A 20,118-nucleotide genomic window follows, 5' to 3' on the forward strand; every position below is an offset into this window, starting at 1 on the left:
CCATTTCATGCAAGCCAAGTCATTACTTGCACTTAAAACTTAAAGCGCTCAACGGCACTTGTTAAGGAGTGTGCAAGTTGATTTACGTCTTCACTTTCGCTTGCTAGGGTTGTCGCGTTTTTGGCATTCAAGGTTGCTTGCTCTGTCACCTTGGCCATTATTTGTTGAATGTCGCTACTGTTAGTCAATTGCTCATGTGATGCATGAGCAATTTGCTCACTCATCTGATTAACAGACAACAATGTGCTTTTAATACGCTCTACGGCTTTATTTAGTTCAGTGCTGTTTTTGACACATTGCTTGGCTTGGTGTTGGCCATCAGTAATGTGTTCTTGAGTTGTTTTAGTGTGTTGTTGCAATGTTTGGATCATGGTGTTTATTTCGCTAGTCGAGGTCTGTGTACGTGCAGCTAATGATCGAACCTCATCAGCAACTACAGCAAACCCGCGTCCGTTTTCACCCGCTCGCGCTGCTTCAATTGCAGCATTGAGTGCCAATAAGTTGGTCTGCTCGGCAATGCTGCTAATTGTTTCAACAATGGCTTCAATAAGCTGAGTGTGTTGGGCTAGTTCCTCAGTGCTGCCTACTGCTTTATCAAGGCGCTGTAATAAAGTTTCTATACTTAGACTATTTTTATTAGCAATCTTGTTTACGTCATTGGCAAATTGCGATGCATTGGTTATTTCACTTGATGTTTTATCTGCTTGTTCATAAACCGCTTGTGAGTTGGTTAGCATATTTTGTGCAAGCGATGTTGCCTGCGCGCTTCGCTCCAACTGCTGTTGTGCAACAACCGTCATTTGCTGACCTTTTTCACTGGTTTTAATAGCGCTGCGGTCTAGTTCATGGGCGTCACTACTAATTGCGCCAATTAACTGGGTAAGGTCTTCACTGAGTTTATTTATGTTATTTAGCAAAGTACCAAATTCATCTTTACTGCGCGGATGGCTTCGCTTTGATAAATCACCTGAGGCGATTCGGGCTAAATCGCGGTTTACTTTTTTAAGCGGTTTTAGCATTGCGCGAGTTGTAAAAATAGAGATAGCGATAATCAATATAATTAAAACAAGCGTAATAATTACTACAGAACTAATCCCAGTATTTATGGCGGCCTTTGCATTAGTTTGTAAGGCATTAAAGCGCTCATCAGCCAATTTATTAAGTTCAATAAGCTGACCTTCTGTTGTTATAAATTGCTGTTGAAAGTGTTCAAAATTTTGAGCCGCAGCAATAGTACTTTTGAGTACTTTATTTTGTTGGGCATAAATTCCTGTATTGTTGTTAAGTAACTCTCTTAATTGATTAAACTTAGTCGTTAAATTTTTAGCATTAAACGCATTATTAAAGGGTAGCGCTTGTTGCTCTAAATAGGTGAAATTAGGTTGGATGTTATCTAGTAGAAATAGGGTATCTTGCTGATGGCTATTTAAATCATTGATACTTGTAGTTTGAGTAATGCTTTTTATATTATTGCTTAAGTTAAACAATAAATCATCTATACGGGTCGCTGTTCCAAACATAGCATTAAGTAGCGCCTGCTGTTTTGCAGGCACTTCTAAAAGTTCTATATCAAGTAAGTTAGAACTTAAATTGTAAAGTTGCTCGTTAAACGTTGCTGATAATTCTATGGTGGAATTTTGCGCTACAAACTTACTCTCTTTAGCACTAAACATTGCGACACTTACTTTAGTCAATTGCTCAAAGCCTTCGTTGGTACTGGCGAGTAAATTTTGCATTGTTATTTGTTGATTTAGTTGAGTGCTTAACGAATTGAGCATATCGCTAAATTGTTGTTGCTCAGCTTGCGCCTGTTTTTTATTTTTTTGAAGTAAATCAAGGTTTGCTTGGCTGTAAGCTAAGGCATTAAATTTGGTAATAGACAGTAATGATAGCCTTAAATCTTTACTGAACTGCTGTACCGGAACTGCTAATTTTTCGGTTCGGGTATTGTTAACGCTAATTTTGTTTAATGACCAATAAAAAAACACACTACTTGTTAGCACCAATAAACCAATGGCAGTAAAAGCTAAAATTATTTTATGTTTGATCGCAATTGAACGCATAACTTCATCACAATAATGGGTCTTTAATTATTGTAGCATTGCTGTAATTTATTGGTTAGTTTTGTGTTAAACCTTGATGCACTGTCTTTTTTTACCAGCAATGATTAGCATGGCCTCATTTCCCTTACCCCAAAACAGTACCTCTTCACTTATATATTTATTCCCTGATGCACTTTTTTCGTGATTAAGTACATGCACTTTATTGTTAAAGATAAGTTCGGCTTCAGAATTATTAATGATATTGAGTTTTACGCTCTCATCATCGCATTGGTAAGCAGTACTGGTTTGTAAATCACTACATGCGGTTAAGCTTAGTAAAATAGCGATTAATGCTAAATATACTTTCATTTTTCCTCCCATCTTCTTTAAAAGTTAGTTAAAACACAGGGCAAAATTTTAATCTAATGTAAGAATAACAAAGCAAAATTAACCGTTGGTGAAAGTAGCGCTTTACGTTATGTTTATAGCAATATTTTTTGAGCTCGGAAGCTTTATGGCAGGCACTAACCTTTTAACGTTATTAGACGATATAACCACTTTACTTGATGACATTGCGACAATGAGTAAGGTAGCAACAAAAAAAACAGCGGGTGTATTAGGCGATGACTTAGCGCTCAATGCACAGCAGGTTACAGGTGTTGCAGCAGAGCGTGAATTACCGGTTGTTTGGGCTGTGGCAAAGGGCTCATTTTTAAATAAAGCGATACTCGTACCCGCTGCTTTATTAATAAGCGTATGGCTGCCTTGGTTAATAACACCGCTTTTAATGATGGGTGGTTTGTTTTTGTGTTTTGAGGGAGCTGAAAAAGTATTTGCTAAGTTTTTGCCTCATCACAATGAAGTGGTAGATGAAGATGAAAAATTAGATTTAGTTGAGTATGAAAAACAAAAAATAAAAGGGGCAATAAGAACCGACTTTATTCTTTCTGCCGAAATTATTGTTATTACTTTAGGCACTGTGGCAGGCGCTACGTTACTTAACCAAGCTTTAGTGCTTTGTGTTATCGCAATTATAATGACGATTGGCGTTTATGGCTTAGTGGCCGGTATTGTAAAGCTGGATGATGCCGGGCTTTATTTACTCAACGAATCTAAAGTGTCAGCTAATAAATTTAAAGAGTTACTTGGTAAAGGCTTACTCGCAGCAGCGCCTAGGTTGATGCAGTTTTTAGCATTTGCGGGCACCATTGCAATGTTTTTAGTAGGCGGCGGGATTTTAGTGCATGGTGTTGAGTTATTGCATCATACTCAAGTGGATGTAACGAGCTATGCTCAGTCTGTTGCTGGCGGCACAGGAGAAGTATTAGCGCCTCTCTTGTTTGATGGTTTGCTAGGTGTTATTGCCGGCTTAGTTGTTGTGCTTATACATGTAAGTTATACAAAGTTATTTAAAAAATAGTTTATAGCTGGCGTACTTGTTGCGCCAGCTATATTTAAATTCACTCATTCACAGTTAGCTATTTTACAAAGCGATTCTAATTCAAATTGTGCTTTAGTATTTTTTTGCTCAATGGCCTTTTTATACCAATAAATAGCCTGTTGATAATTTTGAGCTATTCCCTGACCATCACGATACATTTGCGCTAAATTTAATTGCCCCCATTGAGAACCCGCTTCAGCAGCTAGCTTAAAGCTATTAAATGCTTCAAAAAACAACTTATCTTTAAAATAAATAATGCCTTGTTGATTGTTTTTATCGAGTTTTAAACCTTTATATAGTGGCTTAGGTTTGGGGGGAAACATCACAAACCCGCCATAAAGACTGTTGGCATAAGGTCGCAGCACGTCATAAATAGCTTCGTCTTTATACAAACGCTTTACTTCATCACGAGGGAGAGTGATTGTTTTAGTGGAGAAGTAATTGTCTTGAATTAGTTGGCTGGTACGCATTGCCAAGGTAATACTATTATTACGTTTATAGCTGTAGTTGCTTATCTGAAAGGTAATAAACTGCTTATCAAAACTTAAAACTTGAGCAATTCTTAAATTGGTTAGGGTCCAGGGTTCGTGTGTAAATTTGTCGGCGTGTACTAAGTAGGTGTCATATATTTTAGGTGTATTCAAATAACTTTGCTTTTGAGTCTCGGTATCAAGGTGTTGTTGATAAAAAAACGAAACAATCCAAAGCAATAAAAATACGCCAATAAAGTATTTAGGTAGGCTTAGTTTTTCTATTAACGGTAGTTGCGGTATTTTAACAGGTTCGCTTTTTCCGCATTGATAGCACTCGCGTTTATAGCTTAATTTTAAGGCAAGCATAGGTAAAATGCTAAATCGTAAATAGCGGCTTTTATTTACTAAATGGTAGGCGTCGCTTTGGCAGTGAGGGCAGCGTGTTATTTGTGCAAAATGTGGAAATGATTCACTCGTGTTGAAAAGTAACATAAAGCACGCTCCTTGTTTAATTACCTAAAGGTAAAACAAGAAGCGTGTTAGTTAAAGCTACAAACTGTAAGTAAGTATGTCTGTTATTACTTATTTTGAGCTTTAGGCTTGATAGTGGTTTTTGCATCGGCAGCCATTAGAGCAAATACAGCGTATGCAGCGGTATTTTGACGAAGCTTAGCAGGTGTTACTTTATCAAGCGTATCGTCAGCTGTATGGTGGTAATCAAAGTAATCTGTTCCATCTTGAGCAAGTTCAAAAATAGGCGCTGACGTTGCTGCTTTAAGTGGAATTAGATCGGGGCCACCATTCGCTTGGTTTTTACCAATGTGCTCAATATTTAACGGCGCAAGTTCTTTTGCTATAGCGCGAACTACAGGAAGTGACTCTGCGCTTACGTTCGATTCAAAAGCATATACAACATCGGCGCCAAAATCAGACTCAGCGGCTGCAACAATATTGCTTAGCTCGTTTTTATGCTGTGAAAAGTATGCTTTTGCTCCCCAAAGGCCAAGCTCTTCAGCTGCAAAAAGTACCACACGAATACTGCGCTTAGGGCGTTTTACATCGCTAATATGTTTAGCGGCTGCCATTGTTAGTGCAACGCCTGCGCCGTCATCTAATGCGCCAGTCCCTAAGTCCCAAGAATCTAAATGCCCTCCAATTAATACATATTGCTCAGGGTTTTCGGTACCATTAAATTGGCCAATAACGTTATAACCAGTGCCTTCACCAAGGCTTTCGGTTTGCACATTAATATTTACCGACACTTCTTTATTTAAAGCAACTAAGCGTGCTATTTGATCTGCATCTGGGTTAGCAATTGTTACGTTAGGTATTTTTGTAACACCTTCTTTGTAGTAACTACCGCCAGTGTGTGCAAAGCGATGATGACCGGTACTAACCGAGCGCATCATGTAGGCAACAGCGCCTTTTTTAGATGCTTCTATAGCGCCTGTACCGCGTGCTTTTACAGCAGGTCCGTAACCATTCCCGTCTATGTCGCGGTTCATACGGTAATTAATATACGCAATTTTACCTTTTAAACTGTTTGCCGGTGCGGCTTTTAATTCATCAAGTGTTTCGAATAATACAACCGGCGCTGTAATCCCATCTTTTGGCGTGCTTATACTGTTACCTAATGCAGTTAAGTGCAGTGGTTGCTCGCTTGGTGTTAGTATTTTTCCGCTTTCGCTATAACGGCGCCATTCAGGAAATGTGGCTTTTTCTAACCATACTTTATCAAAGCCCAGTTCATTAAATTTGGCTTGAGCCCATGCCACGGCTTTTTTATCGTTTTCGGTACCAGGAAGGCGTGGGCCTACTTCAGTTGTTAATGACTCTAGTAATTTATAACTTAAATCACTATTTAGTGCAGAGGTGCGCACTTTGTCTACTTGTTGTAATTGCTTTTGGGTAAATTCGGCGCTGTTAGCGTTTGCAGCCATACTGCTAGTAAGCAGCAGTGCGGTAATTAATTTTTTCATTTTGGTAGGCCTTTTTAATAATTAGCGCTATTAGAGCATGTAACAAACATGATAAAAAATAGATGAGATGAATAGGCTTTGTAATAGGTTTAATGCTGTTAGGTGTGAATATTTAGATATAAAAAAGCCCGCGTAAATGTACGCGGGCTATATTTTAAAGCTGTTATTTAAGGCATTTATTTAAAAGCTAAATTGCGCAGCTAAACGAAGATTTGTGCCCTCGCCAACAGTTACATTATTTGTGCCGCCACCACCTAAATAGCTTTTATCAAATAAGTTTTCGATGTTAAGGCGTAAGTTAATATCGGTATTGCTTAAGTTAAACTTATAAGTGGCGCCAACATCAACACGTGTATATGCATCTTTAGTAATTGTATTGGCGCTATCGGCAAAGCGCTCACCTTCGTAAAAAGCACCAGCATTAAGTGCAATGGCGTCGTTTAATTCATAACGCGTCCAAAGTGATGCCGACCATTTTGGTGCATCGGTAGGGCGTTTACCTTCCAATACTTCATCGCGTTCAAAGTTAGCATCTAGATACATAGTTGATGCCATAACAAATAAGCGGTCAGTAGCGGCACCTTGTGCGCTTACTTCAACACCTTTGTGGCGTTGTTCACCCACTTGGTTTGTTTCACTTGTGAATGAGCCAATAGGCGTCTCAAGTTGTTCGCTAACAAGAGTACCTTCTTTGCTAATATCAAAAATAGCACTGGTAAGCATTAGGCGGTCATCAAATAACTGCCATTTAATACCAATCTCTCTTTGCTTAGATGTAACAGCATCTAATTTCATGCCGTTATTTACATCTGTTTCATCAATCAGTGTTTCACTACCTTGAGGCTCAAAACCTTCTGAGTAACTAGCGTATATAGTTGCAGAAGCATTTGGGTGATAAAGCACACCTACTTTTGGTACAAATGATTCGTTATCATTTCCTGTGCTATTTTGTTTGTCGTAACGACCACCCAATGATAGTTGCCACTCAGGCGAGAACGAAATTAAGTCTTGAACGTAAATTCCGTAGTAGTCGTATTCAGTTTCGCTTACTGTATCATCTGTTTTATAGCTTACTGATGGACGAGATGGTTCTGCTTGTCCTGCAGAAAAATCAAAGTAGTCGGCAGAGGTACGGCGCTGTCCGTAGTAATAATCAAGCGAGTTTGCGCCAATTAAAAATTGGTGCTGTAAGCTACCTGTTTTAAATTCACCAATAAAATCAATAAATGCAGTTTTAAATTGCCAATCGTCAAAGCGATCATAAGGGCGAGATTCATAACTATCGCCTTCAGCAAAGCCACCTGGCATACGCGGTGCTGACTCAAAGCGTTGGCGTTCAAATGTTTGTTCGTTATAGCCAAGCTTTACTTGCCAGCTATCGGTTAAAAATACTTCTAGGTCTACACCTAGATTTTCTACGGTTATATCGGTAAACGCCCAAGACATATCACGGATTGTTTTATCATCACCAATTACATTGGCGTTTTCGTCTATCCATGCGCCAGTATCTAAACCGGCTTCGTCGTCTGTGCGGTCGTAATGCACACGTACTAATGCGTTGTCGCTAATATCGTAATCTACAACTAAAGCACCTAAAAAGCGGTCACGCTCGCGGTTTTCACCGTTTTGGTATTCACGCCAGTAATCAACATCTTGTTTAACTAAAATACCACGAGCACGTAAATCTTCTGATTCAGTCAATGCACCACTGGCATCTACCATAAAGCGAGTTGAACCATGCTGATCTACATCGGCACTGGCATTAAATAATGTTTGTGCTGTAGGCTTTTTAGTAACCATGTTCACCAAGCCACCCGGACCTGATTGACCATATAAAATGCTCGATGGGCCTTTAATTACTTCAACTTGTTGTAAAATTTCGATTGGTTGTTGGTAGTGCGACCAATGCTGATGCCCATCACGTAAATAACCTGTTGATGAGCTTAGCTCAAACCCGCGTAAGTTAAATACCTCACGATTTCGTTGTTGTGAGCCTGCAGTTAAGCTTGCGTCATTTGTGAGTACTTCGCCAAGGGTAGTGGCAAGTTGCTCACTAATAATAGTGTCGGTTATTACGGTTACAGATTGTGCGGTTTCAAGTAATGAAGCTGATGTTCTCATTGCGCCATTAGCGTTATCTACTTTGTAATCGTTAAAGTAGCTACCTTTTACTTCTATACGCTCAAGGTCAGTAGTGTTTGCGTATGTGTTTGTTGTAATGCTTGCTAATAGTGCTATGTAAAGAGAATTCAGTTTCATTGTTTGCTTCCAGCAGTGATATGTAAAAAACAATCGCGATCTTAATGCAAACTACTATCATTTTCAACATCTTTTGTTAACGTGCTTTATTATGTGTTTGTTAATGGTTGCTAATTACGAATTCTGCTATTATTAGCAGCATATTTAGTGGGGCTTTCCCCCACGTTATTTTTATTGCTATGGAACTTACTGTGACTTCAACTGCTTTTTCATCTTTGGCTTTACCAGCTGGACTCGTTGATAATTTATCAACACTTGGTTATGCGCATATGACACCTGTACAAGCGCAAAGTTTACCGCCTGTACTTGCTGGTAAAGACATCATTGCTCAGGCAAAAACCGGTTCAGGTAAAACTGCTGCGTTTAGCTTGGGTGTGTTAGCTAAATTAAACGTAAAACGCTTTCGTATTCAATCTTTAGTGTTGTGTCCTACTCGTGAGCTTGCCGAGCAGGTTGCGGTTGAAATGCGTAAATTAGCGCGCGGTATCCATAACATTAAAATATTAACGTTATGTGGCGGTGTATCAATTGGTCCACAAATAGGCTCGCTTGAACATGGCGCGCATATTATTGTTGGCACACCTGGGCGTGTTGATGACCATATTCGTAAAGGTACTTTACGTTTAGATGATGTTGAAACATTGGTACTTGATGAAGCCGATCAAATGCTTGATATGGGTTTTCAAGATACACTTGATGCAATTATTGAGCGTATCCCACAAAATCGTCAAACATTGTTATTTAGTGCAACATTCCCAAGAGCTATTGAAGCAATTGCTAAGCGTGTACTTAAAAATCCAGAAATGGTTAAAGTAGAAGAAGAGCAAGCCAAAAGTACAATTAAGCAGTACTTCTACAAAATGGATAATAATAAGCAGCGCTACCCAACGCTAAAATTATTATTACTTAAATTTACACCACAAAGCTGTGTTGTGTTTTGTAATACTAAAGTAGAAACACAACAAGTGTGTGACGATTTAGCTGATGAAGGCTTTAGTGCTGTTTCGCTACACGGTGATTTAGAACAGCGCGATCGTGAACGTACGTTAATTCACTTTTCAAATAAAAGTGCTTCAATACTTGTTGCAACCGATGTTGCTGCACGTGGTTTAGATATTGACGATATGGATATGGTGATTAACTACCATTTAGCACATGACACGCAAACACATGTGCATCGTGTTGGTCGTACAGGTCGCGCTGGTAAAAAGGGCATTGCATGTTCTATTTACGGTGAAGCCGAAGCGTTTAAAATTGCTCAAATAGGCGAACATTACGAACGCGATATTACTCCAGAGCAAATGCCACCATTTAATTTATTAGACAAGCCACCATACCGCCCTGAAATGGTTACTTTGATGATTGATTCAGGTAAAAAGCAAAAAGTACGTGCAGGTGATATTTTAGGTGCTTTAACGGGTAAAGATGGGGTTGCAGGTCGTCAGGTGGGTAAAATTAACGTACTTGATAACGTAGCGTTTGTTGCTGTTGAGCGTAACTCATTAAAACCTGCGCTTCGTAAATTAACCGAAGGCAATATTAAAGGGCGTAAAATACGCGCACGCCGCCTTACTCGTTAATTTAAACTTCTAAATTAATAGATTAACGAGCAGCTACCTTTAGCTGCTCGTATTGTATTTTTATTTTTTTAAACTCAACTTCACAGCCATTTGGTTTATCTGGGTGCACTTGTAATGCAAGTTGTCTCCAGCGCTTTTGAACATTTTTAAGAGTGAAATTTTCAGGTAACTTCCATTCTAAAGCCAATGCTTTAAATTCATTTTCATTTAAAGCCTGTTGTGGTGATGTCGTTTTAAACTGACGCCAAAAGCTATTTAAAAGCTCATCAATCTGATCTTCACTGGTATCGTAATTATGCCAATCTAAATAATAATCTCGCAAATTTTCGCTTGTTGTTACTAAACTATTATCTCCTTTTTCTAAAAGCTCGATATGCAGAGCTGAAATGAGTAAACTCTGAGGGCGTAATTGTGCCTGCAGTTGGTACAGTGCATTCATGATTAAAAAGTTACGTTTAAATAAATCACGTTCAGGACTTTTATCGAGAGTGGTCATAGCGCTGCGGTTTGTCAGTTCTGCTGCTAAAGTATGAACTTGCCAAACCTGCTTTGTTAGTATTAGCTCAAAAATCTCATCAATCAGTGGGTTAAGCATTGTTTAGGCCCTAGTAGTTGGTGTATCTTCAATAAAGATTACACTGATATAAGTAACGGTTTGAAGGATTAAAATTATGCTGGGCAAGTTAAAATGCCTCTTATTTACTATATGCTGTGTACTAATAGCTCCTAGCTATGCCCAAAATAATGATTCGTTATTTGAGCAATTCAAAAACGAAGTGCAGTGGGAGCCTAAATTACAATTAGCAAACATGCTACTTGCTAATAAAAATGCCTCCAAAAAAGAGCGTGTCGCTGTTTATTCGGCATTGGGTAATACTGCGTTATCGGTTGATAATTTTAAAGACTCATTACATTACTTTAAATTACTTGAACAACATACTTCGGGTACTTTCTTCCCTGATGAGCACTTTCGTGCAATTAAAATGCAAGGTGTTGTACTTTTTTATCAAGGCTTATTTCAAAAAGCGATTATTGAATATACCCGTACCCTAGCATTAGCAGAAAAGAATAAGCAATTACTAGAGCAGGCAAACTTATTAAATAATATTGGTTTGGCCTATTTTAATATGAATAAGCTAGGCGATACCCTAGAGTTTTATTTAAAAGCAAAAGCTATCTACGAGGCGTACGGCAGTGAGCAAGATAAAACCGATATACTACTTAATATAGCAGGCGTTTATATACGCTTATCACGCTACGATAGTGCGTTTGGTCTTTATCAAGATGTACTTAAGGTTTATCAACGATTAGATGATAAAAGCGGTATTGCGCAGGTATATAACAATATGGGTGTTGCCCATATGGAGAGTAATCAATTTGACTTAGCACTGCATTATTATCAGTTAGCGCTGCGCTATTATATTTCAGCTAATGATTACAATAAGTTATCTACACAATATACAAATTTAGCAAATACTAATTTAGTATTAAAAAAAGTGGATGAAGCGTACGAGCAAGCTAAATTAGGTGAGTACTACGCCCTTAAAATAGATAATCATAATTTAGAGCTTAATGCGCTACATGCGCTGGCTAAAATTCAGTTTGTTAAGGGTAACTTAGAAGAGGCGCAAATAAATTTAGATAGAGCTATTTTACTTGCTCATGAATATGGTAGTGAGCGAATAATTAGAGAGAGCTTAGGGGCCAAAGCACTTCTTGAAGCCAGTAAAGGCGATTATTCAAGCGCAATGGCTTTGCAACAAAAATATATTAGTGAGTTGCGAAAGCTTAGAAGTACGGCAATTATAAATGCACTAGCGGTACTTCAGCATCAATTTAAAGCAACGCAATTGAACCAAGAGATAGAAAAACTTAAGCAAGATCGCCGTGTGCAAGAGCTAAAAATGTCGCAGCGTTCTCAGCTTACTTTATTCTCTTTTTTACTATTACTTTTAGTTGTCGTAACTGGTATCGCGCTTTATCGCCGTGGTGCAGAAAAACGCGCTAAGCAGCAGTTAACAGAACAAGTTACGCAACGTACTGCAGAATTGCAGGCAATTGCACAAGAGCTGAGAGAAGCCAACGATGTTAAAAGCCAGTTTTTGGCTAATATTAGTCACGAAATTCGCACTCCACTAACGGCTATTTTAGGGCAAACAGATGCTTTGATTAATGAATTATATGAGCCTGAGTCACTTAAAGATGAATTAAGAGTAATTCAGCGTCACAGTGACCATTTAAAAAGCTTAATAAATGATGTACTCGATTTAAGTAAAATTGAAGCCAATAGATTAGAGTTAAATATTTCGTGCTTTGATATTGTAGAGCTGGTAAATGATGTGCACGCAATGTTTATCACCCAAGCAAAAGCAAAAAATCTACACCTTATTTTAGACAATCAAGTGGGTAATGAGTTTTACACTAAGCTGGATTTAATACGCGTAAAACAGATTCTTATAAACTTATGTGCAAATGCTATTAAGTTTACTCATTCTGGGCAGATCATTATTGCATTAAATAAGAGTGAGCAAGGACTAGTTATTATTGTAAAAGATACCGGTATTGGTATGAGCTCTAAACAGTTAAAGCTTATTTTTGAATGCTTTAGCCAAGCTGATAACAGCATTAGCCGTCGCTTTGGTGGTACAGGGTTAGGCCTTAGCTTATCGCAACAATTAGCTGCGATGATGGGCGGTTATATCAGCGTACAAAGCGAATACAAAAAGGGCAGTCAGTTTTCGTTCTTTTTACCGTGCGCAGAAGTAAATAAATCTCAAAGCATGATTGAAACTCAAAGTGCTCCTAAGGCAAATAAGCAATTGGCAGGTCGTGTCGTACTTGCGGAGGATCATCCTGATAATCGTAGGTTAATAAGTCGTTATTTACGCTCAATGGGACTCGAGGTTATTGCTGTTGAAAATGGTGAGCAAGCGGTAGAGCAGTGCTTAAAAGAATATCCAGATTTGGTATTGCTCGATATTCAAATGCCAGTGATGGATGGGCGTTCTGCTTTTCAGCTATTAAAACAATGTGGTTTTGAGCGACCTATTTTTGCTTTAACAGCAAATGCTATGAGTCATGAAGTGGATGGTTATTTAGAGTTAGGGTTTACTGGTTACTTAGGTAAACCGATAGACAAAGAGTCATTTTATAAAGCGCTTTCTAGTCACCTACATAATGCAGAAGATCAGCCAATTACAAAGCAAAATGAAGTTGATATGAGCGATCTTGTGATTAGTTTCAAGCAGAGCTTTGCTTTGGAGAGTGAAACGATTACGCAGCATTTTATAAGCGAAGATTTAGATGCGCTACAAAAAGATAGCCATCGCATTTTAGGGGCTGCACAAATGTTTGGTTTGGATGAAATTGCGCAATCGGCTAAAAATTTAGACAGAGCACTTCTACGCAGAAGCCAAAAAAGCAGTGCAAATGACTTTAAAGCGCTCGTTGATACGCTGCAGGGTGTACTTAAAAAGTATAATGAAAGTTAAACTGTATTTAATCCAGACATAAAAAAAGCGCCTAAGGCGCTTTTTTATTCAATTAAAACGCTTTTATTGGCGTCTCATCGAATCAAAAAATTCATCATTGGTTTTGCTCATCGATAGTTTATCGATTAAGAATTCCATTGCATCAATTTCTGACATGTCATGAACAATTTTACGTAAAATCCAAAGCTTTTGAAGTTCATCTGGTTTTGTTAGTAATTCTTCACGACGAGTACCTGAGCGGTTAAAGTCGATAGCTGGGAATACACGTCTTTCCGCAATTTTACGGTTAAGGTGAAGTTCCATGTTACCAGTACCTTTAAACTCTTCGTAGATAACTTCATCCATTTTAGAGCCAGTATCGATAAGAGCTGTAGCTATGATTGTTAAGCTACCACCTTCCTCAACGTTACGTGCAGCACCAAAGAAGCGCTTAGGTTTATGTAATGCGTTAGCGTCAACACCACCAGTAAGTACTTTACCTGATGAAGGAATAACGGTGTTATAAGCACGTGCTAAACGAGTGATTGAATCCAATAAGATAACAACATCTTTTTTATGTTCAACTAGGCGTTTTGCTTTTTCGATAACCATTTCGGCAACTTGTACGTGACGAGAAGCTGGTTCATCGAACGTTGATGCAATAACTTCACCTTTAACTAGGCGTTGCATCTCTGTTACTTCTTCCGGACGTTCATCAATAAGTAAAACCATTAATGTTACATCAGGATGGTTGTGCGTAATTGATTGTGCAATATTTTGAAGTAGCATTGTTTTACCCGCTTTTGGCGGAGCTACTAACAAACCACGTTGGCCGCGGCCAATAGGAGATGCTAAATCAAGTACACGGGCTGTAATATCTTCTTTACTGCCGTTACCACGTTCCATGCGAAAACGTTCGTTTGCATGTAATGGAGTAAGGTTTTCAAAAAGAATTTTAGTTCGAGAGTTTTCAGGTTTATCAAAGTTAACTTCATTTACTTTAAGTAAAGCAAAGTAACGTTCACCGTCTTTAGGTGGACGAATAAGACCTGAAATTGAATCGCCAGTACGCATGCTGAAACGGCGAATTTGGCTAGGTGAAACATAAATGTCATCTGGGCCAGCTAAGTAAGAGGCTTCTGATGATCTTAAGAAGCCGAAACCATCTTGTAAAATCTCTAATACACCGCCGCCGAAGATATTCTCTCCGCCTTTGGCATGGGATTTAAGAATGGCAAAAATGATATCTTGCTTTCTTAAGCGGGCTACGTTTTCGAGCCCCATGGACTCAGCTAAGTCTACAAGCTCTTTAATGGACTTGTCTTTTAATTCGCGTAAATGCATATTGGTGGGTTCTTTATTACAGTTGTCATACTCAAAATCGCTTTGATCGTTGAGTGAGGTTTGTTGAATATAACTAAGGATTAGTTGGCTTTATAAACTAGCAGTTCACTGGCAAAGCGTCCAGTCTTTATACAAAATAAATTTAAAAAAGGGCAAAAAGCCCTTTTTATTGTTCTAGCTTACAGTTAGATGTTGTTTTCTAAAAACTCAATAAGTTGAGTTTTTGAAAGAGCACCTACTTTCGTTGCAGCTACTTGACCATCTTTAAAAAGAAGTAAAGTAGGGATACCACGAATACCAAATTTTGGCGGTGTGCCAGCATTTTGGTCAATGTTTAATTTAGCAACAGTCACACGGCTGTCGTATTCATCAGCAACTTCGTGAAGAATAGGGGCGATCATTTTACAAGGTCCACACCATTCAGCCCAGAAATCTACTAGTACTGGTTTGTCAGATTGTAATACGTCAGCTTCAAAGCTATCGTCAGTAATTTGGATTATTTTCTCGCTCATTGCGCTCTCCGATTTAGTTAGGCGAAATATTTAGTGCGTATTTAAACACTCTTGTTTCTTATTGCAAGTTTAAACGTTATGCTTAAACGCTATGACTAAGACACATTTAACCGATAAAAAGTTTTCAGACTTTGCTATCGCACCGGAAGTGGTTGCCGGTTTAACCGAGAATGGGTTTGAATATTGCACACCTATTCAAGCAAAATGCCTACCTTTTATTTGTGATGGACGCGATATCGCGGGCCAAGCTCAAACAGGTACAGGCAAAACGTTGGCGTTTTTAACTGCCACGTGCCATCGGTTATTACAATCTAGCAAAGCACCTAGTAAACATCCAAGAGCCCTGATCATGGCCCCTACTCGGGAGCTTGCGATTCAGATACACAAAGATGCTAAAATTTTAGCGCCGCACTGTAATCTTAACTTAGGTTTAGTATATGGTGGCGAAGATTACGAAAAACAACGTGCACAACTAGAAAAAGGCGTTGATATTTTAATTGGTACTACAGGTCGTCTAATTGATCTGTATAAGCAAGGCTGTTACACCCTTAATGAAATTGAGGTAGTCGTGCTTGACGAAGCTGATCGTATGTTCGATTTAGGTTTTATCAAAGATATTCGCTATATGTTCGATCGTATGCCAGATACATCAAAGCGTTTAAACTTATTATTTTCTGCCACATTATCGTATCGCGTACAAGAATTAGCTTTTGAGCACATGACAAACCCAGAACATGTTCAAATTGAACCTGACGTTAAAACGGGTAAACGTATTCAAGAAGAGCTATTTCATCCTTCGCAAGAAGATAAAATTAAGCTGTTGTTAACCTTAATTGAAGAAGAATGGCCAGAGAAAGCAATCGTGTTTGCAAATACCAAGCACAGTTGTGAAACAGTATATGCTTGGCTTAAGTCAGACGGTCATCGTGTAGGTATGCTTACTGGTGATGTTAACCAGAAAAAACGCCAAACTATATTAGCGCAGTTTAGCAAAGGCGACTTAGACTTTTTGGTTGCGACTGATGTTGCAGCGCGTGGTCTTCATATTCCAGAAGTAAGTCATGTATTTAACTTTGATTTACCTGACGATTGTGAAGACTATGTTCACCGTATTGGTCGTACTGGCCGCGCTGGTGCATCAGGCCACGCAATTAGTTTTGCATGTGAGCAATATGCATATAACCTGCATGAAATTGAAGAATATATAGAGCACAGCATTCCTTTATCACATTATGATAAAACAGCATTGCTAGATGATTTAACTCAGCCTATTATTCAAAGAAAGCGCAACTATTCAACAGGTCCACGTAACCGTAGTAATAACAGCGGACGTCGCCCAAATAATAGTTACCAAAAAGGACGGTCGTAAACGACCGTTTGTATAAGTAGTAGTAACTAGAGGTTTTTGAACGGTGGGGCAACTTAAACCGCAAAAAAATGTGTACGCAGTTATTGATTTGGGCTCAAATAGCTTTCATATGCTTATAGCCAAATCAATTGCTGGCGGTCTACAAACAATTGGACGTGTTAAACGCAAAGTCCGATTAGCCGCAGGGCTTGATAAAGATAACGTATTGAGCACTGAAGCAATGCAGCGAGGCTGGGAATGCCTTGCCCTTTTTGCTGAGCGTCTACAAGATATCCCAGATAAAAACATCACCATAGTAGCAACAGCCACCTTACGGTTAGCAACTAACGCCGAAGTATTCAAAAATCATGCAGAAAAGATTCTTGGCCATAACATTAATGTTATTAGCGGAGAATTAGAAGCGCGCACAATTTATAAAGGTGTTGCTCATACTTCATCTTGTACTGGCAAACAGCTTGTTATTGACATTGGTGGTGCAAGTACCGAAGTTGTAATTGGTAAAGCATTTGATGCCTTACATTACAAAAGCCTCAATATGGGCTGTGTTACCTATCTTGAGCGCTACTTTAAAGATTGCCAATTAAGTAAGAGTAACTTTAACGCAGCCATAAAGGCAGCTCGTACAGTCATTGATGAAATTTCTCCAGAATATAAAACAGCGGGATGGCAAATTGCATCTGGTGCTTCTGGCACAGTGCAAGCAATTCAAGAAATTATGGTCGCTCAAAATCTTGACGATTTACTTACGCTTGAAAAGCTCAACACTATAAAAGAGCAAGCAATTGCATTTAGCACTATTGCAGCGCTAGACCTTCCTGGATTAAGTGAAGACCGTCGACTGGTATTTGTATCAGGACTTGCAATCTTAATCGCACTATTTGAATCTCTTGAAATAGAAAAAATGGGGTTGGCGGGTGGAGCACTGCGTGAAGGTGTTTTATATAGCATGGTTCCGGAGTTTCATAATAACGACATTCGTAAACGCACAGTTGATGGGTTTATGAGTCGTTATCACGTTGATCAAAAACAAGCGTGTCGAGTTTCAAGCTTGGCTATGCAGTTAGCGGTAAGTATTGATAAAGATTGGCCAATTGAAAGTTTAAATGGGTTACCACTATTAAAAGCGGTAGCGCAGCTTCATGAGATTGGATTACTAATAGAATATAAGCAGTACCATAAACACACTGCTTATATTTTGGAAAATACTGATATGCCTGGTTTTTCACAGTCAGAGCATAAATTAATAGTAGCGGTAGCGGATGCGCATCGTTCTGATTTTCCAAAAGGCTGTTTTAATTCACTCGGCGTAAATAGTCTATTAGCGCAATATATAGTGAGATTACTACGAATAGCAGTCATCTTATCAATGCGCAGACAAGATGACGTACTGCCTAAGTTTAAGTTAACTGCTAAAAATGAAGTGTTAGACCTTAAGTTTGAAAGTAACTGGTTAAAAGATCATCCATTAATGGCCAGCGAGCTACAACAAGAGTCTAAACAACAAGGTAAACTTGGGTGGAAGCTCATAGTAAACTAATTAAAAAGGCCCACCAGGGCCTTTTTAGTGTTTAAAGTAACCATTTCGATGCAAATATGTGCGAACAGCACATTATTTCAAGTTTTCTTCAAAAAAGGGTTGATCTGTTTTCGGATCTCCCTATAATGCGACCCCACTGAGACGGGAAACGCCAACGCATAGCGAGGCACGAACAACTCAGGGTGTTAAGTAAAACTTAGTTTGAATCTTTTTAGAAAGTTTAAATTTAAGTGTTGACAAAAAAATAGGAAAGCGTAATATGCGCAGCCCTAGCGAGATAAAGTTTGACTTTATAATCGCAACGTTCTTTAACAATATAAAGCAATCATCTGTGTGGGCACTCGTACAGGTTGAGTTCTAACAGCCAACCTACTTAGGTAGAGAGGCAAATAAATTAGAGTCTCAATTGAAAACTGAGTGACCAACAGAATAGTTGTTTCGGCAATTATTCGGCACAGTCAATTCAATATCGAAAGATATTAAAATAAATTCAGAATTCATTGAGCTGTCGAAAGACATAAAACTTTTTAATTGAAGAGTTTGATCATGGCTCAGATTGAACGCTGGCGGCAGGCCTAACACATGCAAGTCGAGCGGTAACAGAAAGTAGCTTGCTACTTTGCTGACGAGCGGCGGACGGGTGAGTAATGCTTGGGAACATGCCTTGAGGTGGGGGACAACAGTTGGAAACGACTGCTAATACCGCATAATGTCTACGGACCAAAGGGGGCTTCGGCTCTCGCCTTTAGATTGGCCCAAGTGGGATTAGCTAGTTGGTGAGGTAATGGCTCACCAAGGCGACGATCCCTAGCTGGTTTGAGAGGATGATCAGCCACACTGGGACTGAGACACGGCCCAGACTCCTACGGGAGGCAGCAGTGGGGAATATTGCACAATGGGCGCAAGCCTGATGCAGCCATGCCGCGTGTGTGAAGAAGGCCTTCGGGTTGTAAAGCACTTTCAGTCAGGAGGAAAGCGTGGTGGTTAATACCCATCATGTGTGACGTTACTGACAGAAGAAGCACCGGCTAACTCCGTGCCAGCAGCCGCGGTAATACGGAGGGTGCGAGCGTTAATCGGAATTACTGGGCGTAAAGCGTACGCAGGCGGTTTGTTAAGCGAGATGTGAAAGCCCCGGGCTCAACCTGGGAACTGCATTTCGAACTGGCAAACTAGAGTGTGATAGAGGGTGGTAGAATTTCAGGTGTAGCGGTGAAATGCGTAGAGATCTGAAGGAATACCGATGGCGAAGGCAGCCACCTGGGTCAACACTGACGCTCATGTACGAAAGCGTGGGGAGCAAACGGGATTAGATACCCCGGTAGTCCACGCCGTAAACGATGTCTACTAGAAGCTCGGAGCCTCGGTTCTGTTTTTCAAAGCTAACGCATTAAGTAGACCGCCTGGGGAGTACGGCCGCAAGGTTAAAACTCAAATGAATTGACGGGGGCCCGCACAAGCGGTGGAGCATGTGGTTTAATTCGATGCAACGCGAAGAACCTTACCTACACTTGACATACAGAGAACTTACCAGAGATGGTTTGGTGCCTTCGGGAACTCTGATACAGGTGCTGCATGGCTGTCGTCAGCTCGTGTTGTGAGATGTTGGGTTAAGTCCCGCAACGAGCGCAACCCCTATCCTTAGTTGCTAGCAGGTAATGCTGAGAACTCTAAGGAGACTGCCGGTGATAAACCGGAGGAAGGTGGGGACGACGTCAAGTCATCATGGCCCTTACGTGTAGGGCTACACACGTGCTACAATGGCGCATACAGAGTGCTGCGAACTCGCGAGAGTAAGCGAATCACTTAAAGTGCGTCGTAGTCCGGATTGGAGTCTGCAACTCGACTCCATGAAGTCGGAATCGCTAGTAATCGCGTATCAGAATGACGCGGTGAATACGTTCCCGGGCCTTGTACACACCGCCCGTCACACCATGGGAGTGGGTTGCTCCAGAAGTAGATAGTCTAACCCTCGGGAGGACGTTTACCACGGAGTGATTCATGACTGGGGTGAAGTCGTAACAAGGTAGCCCTAGGGGAACCTGGGGCTGGATCACCTCCTTATACGATTTAGAACTTATTTGTTCGTAGTGTCCACACAGATGATTGTTA

Annotated in this window: 13 protein-coding genes and 1 rRNA gene; 6 read left to right on the forward strand and 8 right to left on the reverse strand. The window is 39.7% G+C overall.

Features of this window, described 5'->3' with window-relative positions; genetic code table 11:
- Positions 1-32: 32 nt before the first annotated feature.
- Together L659_RS0103770 and L659_RS0103775 are read right to left on the reverse strand one after the other, a co-directional pair.
- Positions 33-2,063 carry a methyl-accepting chemotaxis protein gene (locus tag L659_RS0103770; RefSeq protein WP_024589660.1) on the reverse strand — a complete coding sequence of 677 codons (2,031 nt, stop codon included), beginning with the start codon at positions 2,061-2,063 and terminating at the stop codon, positions 33-35.
- A gap of 66 nt (positions 2,064-2,129) precedes the next feature.
- Positions 2,130-2,411, reverse strand: coding sequence for an MliC family protein (locus L659_RS0103775; RefSeq protein ID WP_007580576.1), 282 nt, complete (start codon positions 2,409-2,411; stop codon positions 2,130-2,132).
- Between the two features lie 145 nt (positions 2,412-2,556).
- Between L659_RS0103775 and L659_RS0103780 the strand changes: the two genes are divergently transcribed.
- Complete coding sequence (locus tag L659_RS0103780; RefSeq protein ID WP_024589661.1) at positions 2,557-3,462, forward strand: DUF808 domain-containing protein; 906 nt, start codon at positions 2,557-2,559, stop codon at positions 3,460-3,462.
- Between the two features lie 44 nt (positions 3,463-3,506).
- Here the strand turns inward: L659_RS0103780 and L659_RS0103785 are convergent, their stop codons facing one another.
- The 3 genes from L659_RS0103785 to L659_RS0103795 form a co-directional block, all read right to left on the reverse strand.
- Positions 3,507-4,448 carry a tetratricopeptide repeat protein gene (locus tag L659_RS0103785; protein WP_024589662.1) on the reverse strand — a complete coding sequence of 314 codons (942 nt, stop codon included), beginning with the start codon at positions 4,446-4,448 and terminating at the stop codon, positions 3,507-3,509.
- Positions 4,449-4,534: 86 nt separating this feature from the next.
- Positions 4,535-5,935: a M20/M25/M40 family metallo-hydrolase gene (locus L659_RS0103790; RefSeq protein ID WP_024589663.1), complete on the reverse strand. Its 1,401-nt coding sequence runs from the start codon at positions 5,933-5,935 to the stop codon at positions 4,535-4,537.
- Between the two features lie 180 nt (positions 5,936-6,115).
- On the reverse strand, positions 6,116-8,194 hold the full coding sequence (locus L659_RS0103795; RefSeq protein ID WP_024589664.1) for a TonB-dependent siderophore receptor: 2,079 nt from the start codon (positions 8,192-8,194) through the stop codon (positions 6,116-6,118).
- Positions 8,195-8,385: 191 nt separating this feature from the next.
- On the opposite strand from L659_RS0103795, the gene dbpA reads away from it, so the two are divergent.
- Positions 8,386-9,774: an ATP-dependent RNA helicase DbpA gene (gene dbpA / locus L659_RS0103800; protein WP_007580581.1), complete on the forward strand. Its 1,389-nt coding sequence runs from the start codon at positions 8,386-8,388 to the stop codon at positions 9,772-9,774.
- Between the two features lie 22 nt (positions 9,775-9,796).
- Here the strand turns inward: dbpA and L659_RS0103805 are convergent, their stop codons facing one another.
- Positions 9,797-10,369 carry a DNA-J related domain-containing protein gene (locus L659_RS0103805; protein ID WP_024589665.1) on the reverse strand — a complete coding sequence of 191 codons (573 nt, stop codon included), beginning with the start codon at positions 10,367-10,369 and terminating at the stop codon, positions 9,797-9,799.
- 76 nt (positions 10,370-10,445) lie between these two features.
- On the opposite strand from L659_RS0103805, the gene L659_RS0103810 reads away from it, so the two are divergent.
- Positions 10,446-13,265, forward strand: coding sequence for an ATP-binding protein (locus L659_RS0103810; protein WP_024589666.1), 2,820 nt, complete (start codon positions 10,446-10,448; stop codon positions 13,263-13,265).
- A 63-nt stretch (positions 13,266-13,328) separates the two neighbouring features.
- Here the strand turns inward: L659_RS0103810 and rho are convergent, their stop codons facing one another.
- Positions 13,329-14,588 carry a transcription termination factor Rho gene (rho, locus tag L659_RS0103815; RefSeq protein ID WP_002960945.1) on the reverse strand — a complete coding sequence of 420 codons (1,260 nt, stop codon included), beginning with the start codon at positions 14,586-14,588 and terminating at the stop codon, positions 13,329-13,331.
- A 185-nt stretch (positions 14,589-14,773) separates the two neighbouring features.
- Positions 14,774-15,100, reverse strand: coding sequence for a thioredoxin TrxA (gene trxA / locus L659_RS0103820; protein WP_002960942.1), 327 nt, complete (start codon positions 15,098-15,100; stop codon positions 14,774-14,776).
- Between the two features lie 91 nt (positions 15,101-15,191).
- Between trxA and rhlB the strand changes: the two genes are divergently transcribed.
- The 3 genes from rhlB (at position 15,192) to L659_RS0103835 (ending at position 20,070) form a co-directional block, all read left to right on the forward strand.
- Positions 15,192-16,469: an ATP-dependent RNA helicase RhlB gene (rhlB, locus tag L659_RS0103825; protein ID WP_002960940.1), complete on the forward strand. Its 1,278-nt coding sequence runs from the start codon at positions 15,192-15,194 to the stop codon at positions 16,467-16,469.
- Between the two features lie 43 nt (positions 16,470-16,512).
- Positions 16,513-18,006, forward strand: coding sequence for a guanosine-5'-triphosphate,3'-diphosphate diphosphatase (gppA, locus tag L659_RS0103830; protein ID WP_010555420.1), 1,494 nt, complete (start codon positions 16,513-16,515; stop codon positions 18,004-18,006).
- Between the two features lie 528 nt (positions 18,007-18,534).
- Positions 18,535-20,070 (forward strand): 16S ribosomal RNA (locus L659_RS0103835).
- The last annotated feature ends 48 nt before the right edge of the window (positions 20,071-20,118 follow it).

The organism is Pseudoalteromonas sp. S8-8 (assembly GCF_000497875.1).
In the GTDB taxonomy this organism is placed as follows: Bacteria; Pseudomonadota; Gammaproteobacteria; order Enterobacterales; family Alteromonadaceae; genus Pseudoalteromonas; species Pseudoalteromonas arctica.

What these genes read in the sequence shown, in the direction of transcription:
- rhlB (WP_002960940.1), top strand. Translation starts at nt 15,192, where the DNA reads ATGACTAAGACACATTTAACCGATAAAAAGTTTTCAGACTTTGCTATC.
- L659_RS0103770 (WP_024589660.1), bottom strand. Translation starts at nt 2,063, where the DNA reads ATGCGTTCAATTGCGATCAAACATAAAATAATTTTAGCTTTTACTGCC.
- L659_RS0103805 (WP_024589665.1), bottom strand. Translation starts at nt 10,369, where the DNA reads ATGCTTAACCCACTGATTGATGAGATTTTTGAGCTAATACTAACAAAG.
- L659_RS0103810 (WP_024589666.1), top strand. Translation starts at nt 10,446, where the DNA reads ATGCTGGGCAAGTTAAAATGCCTCTTATTTACTATATGCTGTGTACTA.
- trxA (WP_002960942.1), bottom strand. Translation starts at nt 15,100, where the DNA reads ATGAGCGAGAAAATAATCCAAATTACTGACGATAGCTTTGAAGCTGAC.
- L659_RS0103780 (WP_024589661.1), top strand. Translation starts at nt 2,557, where the DNA reads ATGGCAGGCACTAACCTTTTAACGTTATTAGACGATATAACCACTTTA.
- L659_RS0103775 (WP_007580576.1), bottom strand. Translation starts at nt 2,411, where the DNA reads ATGAAAGTATATTTAGCATTAATCGCTATTTTACTAAGCTTAACCGCA.
- rho (WP_002960945.1), bottom strand. Translation starts at nt 14,588, where the DNA reads ATGCATTTACGCGAATTAAAAGACAAGTCCATTAAAGAGCTTGTAGAC.
- L659_RS0103790 (WP_024589663.1), bottom strand. Translation starts at nt 5,935, where the DNA reads ATGAAAAAATTAATTACCGCACTGCTGCTTACTAGCAGTATGGCTGCA.
- L659_RS0103795 (WP_024589664.1), bottom strand. Translation starts at nt 8,194, where the DNA reads ATGAAACTGAATTCTCTTTACATAGCACTATTAGCAAGCATTACAACA.
- L659_RS0103785 (WP_024589662.1), bottom strand. Translation starts at nt 4,448, where the DNA reads ATGTTACTTTTCAACACGAGTGAATCATTTCCACATTTTGCACAAATA.